This window comes from Geminicoccus sp. (assembly GCF_035556675.1).
Taxonomy (GTDB): domain Bacteria; phylum Pseudomonadota; class Alphaproteobacteria; order Geminicoccales; family Geminicoccaceae; genus Geminicoccus.
The window spans coordinates 1-8,572 of sequence record NZ_DATMFZ010000011.1; the positions used below are offsets into that span (position 1 = coordinate 1).

The following is an 8,572-nucleotide window of genomic DNA, read 5'->3' on the forward strand; positions in this document are numbered from 1 at the left end:
CGGGGCGAGAGCTTCGTGTCCGTGCCGGTGTTCGATGGCAGCGGCCTGGATGCGCTCAGCAACGTCAGCGCGGTGATCGGCCGGAACTGGCCGGGCGAGGCCGGACGGCCCGCCGCCTGGACCATGAACCTCGCCTATCACAAGCTCACCGACCGCTCCGAGGAGCCGGAGTTCCAGCTCAGCTTCCGCCTGCGCGCGGATGGCGTCACCGACGACATCAAGCTGGATTACGGCCAGTTCGTGCTGCATGGCACGCTGGATGACCTGGAGAAGCTGCCTGCCCCTGCCTGCGAGTAGCTGCCTTGGATCTGGAGTGGGCGGCTCCGTCGCCGAAAAGACGGAGCCGCCAGAGGCAACGTCAGGAGGAAACGGCTTCCAGTTCCTCGCGCACGGTCGGGCGGTTGGTCACGGCTTGGCGGGCCCGGCTCGACCGGCGGCGTGCGGAGGGGGCTGCCTGGGCGCAGCCGATCGCCAGGATCGCCGCGTAGAACATCGCGATCGCCGGCATCTGGATCGAGAAGTCGACCAGGGCATGTAGCCCGACCAGCAGCGTCGCGCCCACAGCCGCCAGGGTGAACACCCGGTCGCGCCGCCGCCGGAACAGGCCGCGCAGGCAGGCCCCGAACAGGATGGCCATCGCACCGTAGAGCAGGATGGTGGCCGGGATCCCGATCTCCAGGAGATGCTCGACATAGGTATTGTGCGCGAGGTCGTAGATCCGGAAGAAGCGCTCGTCATTGTGCGCCTGGAACACCGCCTGGAACGAGCCCAGGCCGTGGCCCAGCCAGGGCCGGTCCGCAATCAGGCCGAACGAGATGATCCAGGCGGCGAGCCGGCCGGCACCCCCCTGGTCGAACTGCATGTCGAGCTGCTCCAGCCGAGCTAGTACGCCCTCGCCGCTGGCCGTGACGATCCACACCCCCGCTGCCGCCACGACCAGCACTGCAGTGGCGATCATGCTGGCGCGCGGCCGGGTGGCGACCAGGGCGATGATCACCATCAGGGGCAGGGCCAGGGCAGCGCTCAGAAAGCCGCCGCGGGAATGGCTGAGGATCGAGGCGGTGGCGACGACGAAGAAGGCGATGAGCTTGATCAGCAGCGCCGGACGGATATTCTGGAAAGTATCCACCAAATAGGCGCGCAGACTGGAACCCGGTGACTCCTCGAGGTCCTGGATGATGTGGGCGAGGATCAGGACGAGGCCGAGATTGGCGAAGGTCGCCCAGGAGTTGCGGTTGACGAAGGTCGAGGTGACGTCGCCCTCATAGGCCACCGGGCCGAACCCGGCCACCGTCTCGAACTCGAGGCCCCATGCGACCAGGCCATAGACGGCATAGAGGGTGATCACCGCCATCATCACGTGATGGAGCAGGACGGCGAGCCGACGATCGGTAGCTACCACCAGCACCGCGATGAACAGCCCCGCATAGCCGGTGAAGCGGACGAGCTGGAAGATCCCGGCGTCGGGGTCGATGGAGATGGACCCGACGCCGGCGCCGTCGGGGGCATAGGACCAGCCGGGATGAGCGAAGGGGGCGCCGATCTGTGGCAGCACCTGCACGATGCACCAGCCGATCACGGCCAGGACCAGGAGCCCCGCCAGCAGGACGGGTGCGGTAAAAGGTCGCCGTTCAGGCAGTGCCGGCAGCAGCACCGCCAGTGCCGCGGTCGCTAGGCCCAGCACTGTGAAGGTGAGGGCAGCTAGAGGAATGACGCTGCCAAGGGGCCAGGGAGCGGCCGCCAACAGCAGGGAAAGCCAGACTGTCAGGGCTGCACGCAGATGCCACGCGGACATGGGGTTCCTTGCCGTATTCTTGCCACGCACCGGTTTGAAACCTCAATTCACCCAGGACAACAGAAGAATGTGCGTCAAAAGCGAACATGATGTGCGCTTGTTCGCAGCCGCGAAATTCGTATCATCGGAAGCAGAGAAATGGAGGTACGTCCATGCGACGGGTACTGCTTTCGGCATGCGCCGGCCTTGTGCTCCTGGCCGGTGTTGGATTTGCGGGCGCGGCTTCGGCCCAGGTGCAGGTCGTGCCCCGCACCGAGGTGTTCAGTGTTTTTGGTCAGCCGACTGACGTCACCGTGGTTCGGGCCACGTTGCTGGATATTTACGGCGCTTGGCCGCAGGGCTTCGAGCCCCGGGCAGTGCGGCCGGTGCCGGCTGGCTGGAGCACGCTGCTGCCGGTGACACAGCGCGGGCAGGGCTACTACAATGCCCGGCTCTACTGGAAGTTCAACAGCAGCACGAGCATGTTCGAGCCGAAGGTGCGCATCGCCTTCTACCGCTCGCTGTCGCCCGAGGACGTGATCGCCCGTGGCGACTTCCAGCTCGGTCTTGCCTCGCCTAATGGCGATCCCTTCGTCGTGGATCCGGAGGGCAACCCGATCGTCAACCCGGTCACTCTGACCCCGGTGGGATCGGTGAGCCCAACCACGACCGGCTTCGGCGTGTGATTGTAGCTTCGGGTTGTTGAGTTGATGCGCGCTTTGTCCTTGGGAGCACCGATTTCCTGGGCAGGGCGCGCTCTGCTTTGTCTGGTGTTGGTGGTTGGCGTCTATTTCGCCGGCCATCAGTTTGCCGCCACCATCGAACGTGTCGGTGCACCCTCTGCCGTTTCGCTGTTGGCAGCCGGTGATGTGCTGACACCTCAGATGTCCAGCCGGATCGACAACGTCTGTTCCGCTAATCTGGAGCTGGCGCGGACTGCGGAAGCACTTCGCTACTGTGGTATGATCCAGCTGGTGACGAGGCCAGGTATCGCGCCGGACGAACAGGCCGCGCGGTACCGGCAATCGGTCGAGTTCCTGAAGACGTCGCTCGACCGGTCGCCGTTCAACGGCGCCACCTGGCTCTATCTCGCCGTAGCCATGCAGGCGATGGGCGATCGGGCGGATGCCGCGGAAGCGTTCGATACCTCCTACGAGGTGGATGCGATCGCGGCGGGCATGGCCGGGATGCGCGTGAGCATCGGGCTCGGCATGCTGGACGCCCTGAAGCCGATCACGCTCTGGAGCCTCGATGCCGAGATCCAGTCGCTCGCCCGGCGCAACATGCGATACCTGCACGGTCTCGCCCGCACTCCTGGTCAGTTGCAATATGTGGCTACCACCTTGATGGTGGACCCACAGCTGTTCGCCCGCTTCATGCGCGTGGTGAACGAACCACCTCCCGGGGTTGCTCGTCGATGAAGTTCATGCTCGGTGTCGTCGCTGCCTTGGCCCTGGTGCCGACCTTCCCTTCCCAGGCAGCACAATACAGCACGGTCACCGCGGCGGATATCGAGTCGCTGCTGAACGGGCCGGACCAGGACAAGTCGGTCGCGACCTTCTACATCGCCGGTGTCATGGATGCCTTGTCCCTGCAGAACGCGATGCTCGAGGAGCAGGGCATGCCGATCTTCTGCCCGCCCGAGCAGGAGGATCTACGGGCCGTGACGCTCGGGCCGAAGCTGGTGGAGCATATCGGCGAACTGCGCAAGCGCGCCCGGTCCAAGGACTCGCTGGGAAACATCACTGCCGGCACCATCCTGACCGTCATGCTGTCGGGCGAGTATCCGTGCGAAATCGACCCGCAAGGGGGCACGCAGGTACCGCCGACCACGGCACCCTGACGCGTCGACGTCTCGCTGTATGATCCCGGCATGTGGGGTGACAGGTCGAGCCTGAACTGGTCAGGCTCTTTTCCCCAGGCTTGGCTGATGAACTCGTACGGCGTGAGGCCGCGCAGGACCTTCAGGCCTTGGGCGTGGTCGTAGGCATCGACGTACAGCTGCAGGTGCGCCTTGAGCTGGTCGTGATTGTCGTAGTGGTGGCGCTTGACCGTCGCGTCCTTGTGCGTGCGGTTCATCCGTTCGACCTGGACCGTTGGTCCGTCGATAGCCGGCAGGCCATCGTTCCGTCTCCTGTGAGGACCGCAGGCAGAAGTTTGCGGCGGGGGTGGTTTACCTCGGGTCAGGCGACGCGCGATGGCCGATCCCCCGGAGGGAGCAGCGGCACAGATCCGATCGAAGATGTGGACGAAGGCGAACTCGCTGGTGTGGTCGCGCGCTTGGCCGCCGTTCTCGCGGCTGTCTTCGCTAGCCTGGATCGCGCGACGGACCGCTTTTTGTCGTGATGGCGCTGCCATGAAGAACTTGGCCATAGCGCATCCCTCGCCGCATGGGGATCAACCGTACCACTATACCGTAGGACCGCGCACCTAGCGGCAAGTTACGTCGCCCAGGCTGATCACGTCGGTCTCGGTACCCTCATTGGGCGGGGCCAGGGTGATGGTGCACGCCATGGTGCGGCCATCCAGGGTGACGCCATGGTCGCCGAACTCCTCCACCTCGGCGACGAAGTAGCCGAGGTCGTCGGTGGTCGAGAGCCCGTTGATGCCCATGATCCGGGCGTTGGCGACCGGACGGCCGTCCGGATGGAGCAGGCGGCCATAGAAGGAGACGAGCCGGTGGATCTGCCAGCGTGCGGTGGCGACATTGCCCGGATAGAGGGGCAGGTCGGTGCCTTCTTGCCGGAGGTCCAGCAGGCTGCCGTCAGCGGAGCTGGCCCGGGGCCGGTAGCTGCGGAGCGAGCCAACCGGCAAGACGACCGAACTGCCGGTCTGGACCGTGGTCTGGCCGCTCTGGCCGGCCGACACCGCCAGGCGACCTGCCTCCGCAGGACCATCGAATTTAGCCAGGATGGCGGCATCGCCCGACTGGCGGCCGCCGACGGCCAGGCCATCGAGATTGGCGGCGACGGTCGTGCGGGCAAAGCCCTGGTAGACAATGTTGCGGCGGCCTGCCCATTCCTCCAGGCCGACCGCACCGTCTGCGGCACCATAGGCCGTACGCGCTCGGATGTCGGCGCCCAGCCGGTTGCCGCCATCCACGTCGCGCGTCGCCTCCATGCTGACCGTCGCGTCGCCGATCGGCAGGTCCTCCAGGTCGTAGGTGGCGCGCAGCCCGCCGAAGAACCCGAACCCGGTGTCGCGATCCGTGGAGTCGCCATTGGCTTGCCGATAGCGGGTCCCGGCGGTGGCGGTCAGGCGGTAGGGGCGTTGTGGCGGGGTGAAGGCGAAGCGGACCCGGCCAAAGGCCAGACTCTCGTCGTCGCTGTAGGTCGCGCTGATCTCCAGGTCGGTCCTGAGGGAGCGGGTCCTGCCGATCGGCATCGAGAATGTCGGCCCGACACCCCAGTCCTCCCAATCCCTGTTCCGGTAGTAGCCGCGGAGCTGCAGGCGGGTGCCACCCACCCAGCCATAGCTGGCGGAGAGGGAGACGCTCTGCCGGGCCTCGTCCAGATTGCCGAACTCCCAAAGCCGCTCCTCCTCGTCCCGATCGTCCCGACGGCCTTTTCCCTCGCTGCCCAGTACGATCTCCCCGCTCAAGGAGACGCCGAAGCGTCCGAGACGGAGGAAGGTGCTGGCACCGAAGCCGGTCCCGCCATCCGAGGAACTGGCCAGCTGGAGGGCCGATCTCGTCCACGGCGTCAGGTGGCGCAGGTCGATCTCGCCCAGCAAGGTACGATCGGTGGTGCCGACGGAGGTGGAAACGGCGAAGGCGGGCGACAGGCGCCGGGCCACGCCCAGCTTGGCGAGCGGCGTGCTCGCGAGGGGAGGCAGGACACCGCCGTCATCATCTTCGGTCACCATGCCGAGTTCGGCGAAATACTGCCACTCGCCGGGAGGCGGAAAGGACGTGTCCTTGACGAAGGTGAGCGTCTGCTCCTGCACGGTGCCGCTCGCCCCACGGATGCGCAGCGTGATGTCGTACACACCGCGCGGCAGCATGCCGGTGTCGATCTGCTGGTTGCCGGCATCATAGGACCCGGCGCCGAGCAGCCGCCCGTCCCGCAGGATCTCGACCTGGCTGCGCTCGGTCAGGAACAGAAAGACGGGGGTGCCGGCCCGGCTGTCGCGGTCGAGGCGACTGTCGAGATAGGTCTCGATCCGCGCGCCGAGCAGCCCCGGCGCGCGGCTGAAGCGGGTCGGATAGTCCTCGATGAAGCCCAGCTGGATCAGGTGATCCTGGCCGTAATACTCGCCGGCCAGCGTATCCACCATGGGTCGATCGCTCTGCGTCTGCGCATAGGCGCTCAGGTGCAAGGCCGAGCGCCCATGGCTGAGGCGTCCGTCCATGCCCGCGATCAGGCTGCTGTCACTGTTCGACCTGCCGACGCCGCCCACCACCAGATTGGCGAGCGCCGACGGTCCGGTCACCGGATCCGGCAGGTAGCGGGTATCCATCTCCCGAACCGCGAGATAGGGGCGGGCGACGACCAGATCCAGGCGGAAGAAGTCCGGATTGAAGATCACGCCGGCGACCGGGACATCGATCGTGCCGCAGCCGGGAAAGGCATCGGGCAGGCAGGACATGCCGCTGTTCGTGGCGAGGCGGCCGCGCAGCGCATCGACGACCGCGGCCCGCCGGTCCGGCAGCACGTCCACGCCGGCAACGACTTGGTCGGGATCGGCGATCTCGACCCAGCCCGGCGCGAACGTAGCGACCACGCTGCCGATGGACCGGCCGCCGAAATAGGCGTCCACCGGTACCGTCTGCGGCTCCTCCAGCGCCTCGAAGCCTTCCGGAACGGTGGAACGCAGCGATTGCGCACGCGAATCCATGCCATCCGCGCAGATCAGCAGGAGCGCACAGCATCCGCCGAGACAAGCCTTCCTGATCATGGATGGGCGATTGCGGCGCTCAAGGGCCGGATGCTGCGTGCGGTGATCGGGCGCTATGGCGCCGAGATGTCGATGACGAGGCTGCCCTGGTACGTGCCCGCAACGGCGGAGAGCAGGTCATGGCGATCCACGTGGACTTCGTAGGGGACGAGATGAGCATTCGGGCCGCAGCTCAGGCCGGAGGCAGTAAGAAGGGTGGTCTCCCCAGGGCGAACGAACGACCTGCCCTGGCCGGCCTGGCTGTCCCACAAGACTGAGAATGGCAGCTCATTGGTGCCGGCGGTGTTGCGCAGCTTGAACTCGGTGCCGGCGCCGCTGTCGATCCGGACCTGGTAGCGGGCCTGATCGTCGGTCGTCCGGATGCAGGCTTGGCCGCGCATGACAACTGGAGCCAGCCGGCCCGATGCTGCTGCGTGAAGACTGCCGAGCCCTGTGATCTGCACGCTCACGGACTGGGCATCGGCAGTGAAAGGCAACAACGTCAAGAAGAAGCCGAGCGACCAAACCGCTGGCAGGGCCGCAACTCGTGACGACGACACGGCCGAACTCCGTTCGAGGAAACAGGGAGGCAACGGGCCGCCTCCCTGCACTACCTGACGAGAATCAGGTGCCGCTTTACCCGGCGGGTTCTTCTTCAGGGGGGCTGACCGTGAGTGTCAGAGTGCCAGAATAATTACCGGCCGTTACTTTCTCCAAATTTTCGGAGGAGAGGATGACTTCGAAGGACGCGTTGTCGCTGCTGCACGCAATCGATTCGCTGCCCGTGCCAATGACCGTGTCGCCGGGATTATTGATAGGCGTACCATTACCCGTGGGGCCGAACGTCACCTCATACGCCAACGGCACCTCGGTCCCCTCGCCGCCCACTTGCGATAACGTGAAGGCGTCGTCCTCTCCTGAGCCTTCGGCCTTGACGACATAGCCGTGGTCGGCGACGTTGGAGAAGACGCACACGGAGTCGCTCTGGGTGTGACCATTTTTAATGTGGTCAGCGGTCAGTTCGCCGAAAATGATATTATCTACTCCGTTGATCTGCACTAGGGACGGAACCGTTACCGTGATGGTCGATTCGCCATAGCTGCTGTCGCCTAGCTGCTCGGCCTCTTGGGCCATGGCGGGGGCGACAAGAGCAATGGCTGCGGCAGCAGCAAGAAGGCTGTAGGAAAGACGGGACATTACGACACTCACTTGAGTTGATGGTGATCCAATGATCCGCGTAAAATGCCGCGGTAAAAAATCTAGATCAGCCAGAAGGGCTTAGAAGTCTCTGAAAATGCGCCCGGACGGTGCGTCGACAGTATATTGTGCACGATTGTCGTTGGGCAGCTCGACCGACCAAGCCTGCCCCGGATAGATCCGCCGAGAAGGCAGAGGATCGCAGTCATCCCTGGGCATGGCCGGATCGGCACACTGGCGGCCGCTATCGAGCAGGAGGCTGACATTGCCGGCATTCCGGAACTGCAGCCGCCGGCCCTCGCGCGTCGCGACCAGGTCCTCCTCGATCCGGGCAGGCCGCACGAACAAATAGGCCTGATATCCCACCAGGACCTTGATCATCGCCGACGTGCCGGCCTGCGCGGTGGGCTCGTCGACCAGAAGATCGCCGACCACCGGCTTCATGGTGATGCGGAACACGCGCTCCCGGTCGACCGGCCGGTCGAGCACGACCGCCCGGACGGCGCGCCGCTGGCCCGGCTCCAGGATCAGCCGGTTCGGCGTCACCAGCAGGCCCAGCTCGTCCGGTGAGCCCGTACGGGCATTCCGGCCCTCGTCCGTGGCGACCATCTCCTCGACGTCCACCTGGACATAGAGCTTCTCGGATCCGGTATTGGCGAGGGTGAGGTCCCGTCGCGACTGCGCCGGATCCGCCATGTCGACGAGCAGCGTGTCGACCGTCAGGTT

9 protein-coding genes and 1 pseudogene are annotated in these 8,572 nt (G+C 65.6%); 4 read left to right on the forward strand and 6 right to left on the reverse strand.

From position 1 onward, the window contains the following. Window positions 1–297: EipB family protein (locus tag VNS22_RS00855; protein ID WP_325728668.1), on the forward strand; the 297-nt coding region annotated here is incomplete at its 5' end. A 61-nt stretch (window positions 298–358) separates the two neighbouring features. On the opposite strand, the gene VNS22_RS00860 is transcribed toward VNS22_RS00855, so the two are convergent. Beyond that, the gene (locus VNS22_RS00860; protein ID WP_325728669.1) at window positions 359–1,795 is read right to left on the reverse strand and encodes an O-antigen ligase family protein; all 1,437 of its coding nucleotides are present in this window, start codon (window positions 1,793–1,795) and stop codon (window positions 359–361) included. Between the two features lie 242 nt (window positions 1,796–2,037). On the opposite strand from VNS22_RS00860, the gene VNS22_RS00865 reads away from it, so the two are divergent. Genes VNS22_RS00865 through VNS22_RS00875 form a run of 3 tightly spaced genes read left to right on the forward strand, consistent with a single transcriptional unit; the run spans window position 2,038 to window position 3,617 of the window. After that, window positions 2,038–2,460: a hypothetical protein gene (locus tag VNS22_RS00865; protein ID WP_325728670.1), complete on the forward strand. Its 423-nt coding sequence runs from the start codon at window positions 2,038–2,040 to the stop codon at window positions 2,458–2,460. A gap of 24 nt (window positions 2,461–2,484) precedes the next feature. Beyond that, window positions 2,485–3,195: a hypothetical protein gene (locus VNS22_RS00870; RefSeq protein ID WP_325728671.1), complete on the forward strand. Its 711-nt coding sequence runs from the start codon at window positions 2,485–2,487 to the stop codon at window positions 3,193–3,195. After that, on the forward strand, window positions 3,192–3,617 hold the full coding sequence (locus VNS22_RS00875) for a hypothetical protein (RefSeq protein ID WP_325728676.1): 426 nt from the start codon (window positions 3,192–3,194) through the stop codon (window positions 3,615–3,617). The genes VNS22_RS00870 and VNS22_RS00875 overlap by 4 nt, the downstream gene beginning before the upstream one ends. Before the next feature lie 14 nt (window positions 3,618–3,631). Here the strand turns inward: VNS22_RS00875 and VNS22_RS00880 are convergent. The 5 genes and pseudogenes from VNS22_RS00880 to VNS22_RS00900 all read right to left on the reverse strand — a co-directional run. After that, window positions 3,632–3,865: pseudogene (locus VNS22_RS00880) on the reverse strand (IS481 family transposase); the annotation flags it as partial. A gap of 339 nt (window positions 3,866–4,204) precedes the next feature. After that, window positions 4,205–6,610, reverse strand: coding sequence for a TcfC E-set like domain-containing protein (locus VNS22_RS00885; RefSeq protein ID WP_325728672.1), 2,406 nt, complete (start codon window positions 6,608–6,610; stop codon window positions 4,205–4,207). Window positions 6,611–6,723: 113 nt separating this feature from the next. Next, window positions 6,724–7,119 carry a hypothetical protein gene (locus VNS22_RS00890; protein ID WP_325728673.1) on the reverse strand — a complete coding sequence of 132 codons (396 nt, stop codon included), beginning with the start codon at window positions 7,117–7,119 and terminating at the stop codon, window positions 6,724–6,726. Window positions 7,120–7,285: 166 nt separating this feature from the next. Next, window positions 7,286–7,846, reverse strand: coding sequence for a hypothetical protein (locus VNS22_RS00895; RefSeq protein ID WP_325728674.1), 561 nt, complete (start codon window positions 7,844–7,846; stop codon window positions 7,286–7,288). A gap of 81 nt (window positions 7,847–7,927) precedes the next feature. Beyond that, the coding region (locus VNS22_RS00900) for a fimbrial biogenesis chaperone (RefSeq protein WP_325728675.1) at window positions 7,928–8,572 on the reverse strand (645 nt) is incomplete at its 5' end.

What these genes read in the sequence shown, in the direction of transcription:
- VNS22_RS00870 (WP_325728671.1), top strand. Translation starts at nt 2,485, where the DNA reads ATGCGCGCTTTGTCCTTGGGAGCACCGATTTCCTGGGCAGGGCGCGCT.
- VNS22_RS00875 (WP_325728676.1), top strand. Translation starts at nt 3,192, where the DNA reads ATGAAGTTCATGCTCGGTGTCGTCGCTGCCTTGGCCCTGGTGCCGACC.
- VNS22_RS00895 (WP_325728674.1), bottom strand. Translation starts at nt 7,846, where the DNA reads ATGTCCCGTCTTTCCTACAGCCTTCTTGCTGCTGCCGCAGCCATTGCT.
- VNS22_RS00860 (WP_325728669.1), bottom strand. Translation starts at nt 1,795, where the DNA reads ATGTCCGCGTGGCATCTGCGTGCAGCCCTGACAGTCTGGCTTTCCCTG.
- VNS22_RS00885 (WP_325728672.1), bottom strand. Translation starts at nt 6,610, where the DNA reads ATGGATTCGCGTGCGCAATCGCTGCGTTCCACCGTTCCGGAAGGCTTC.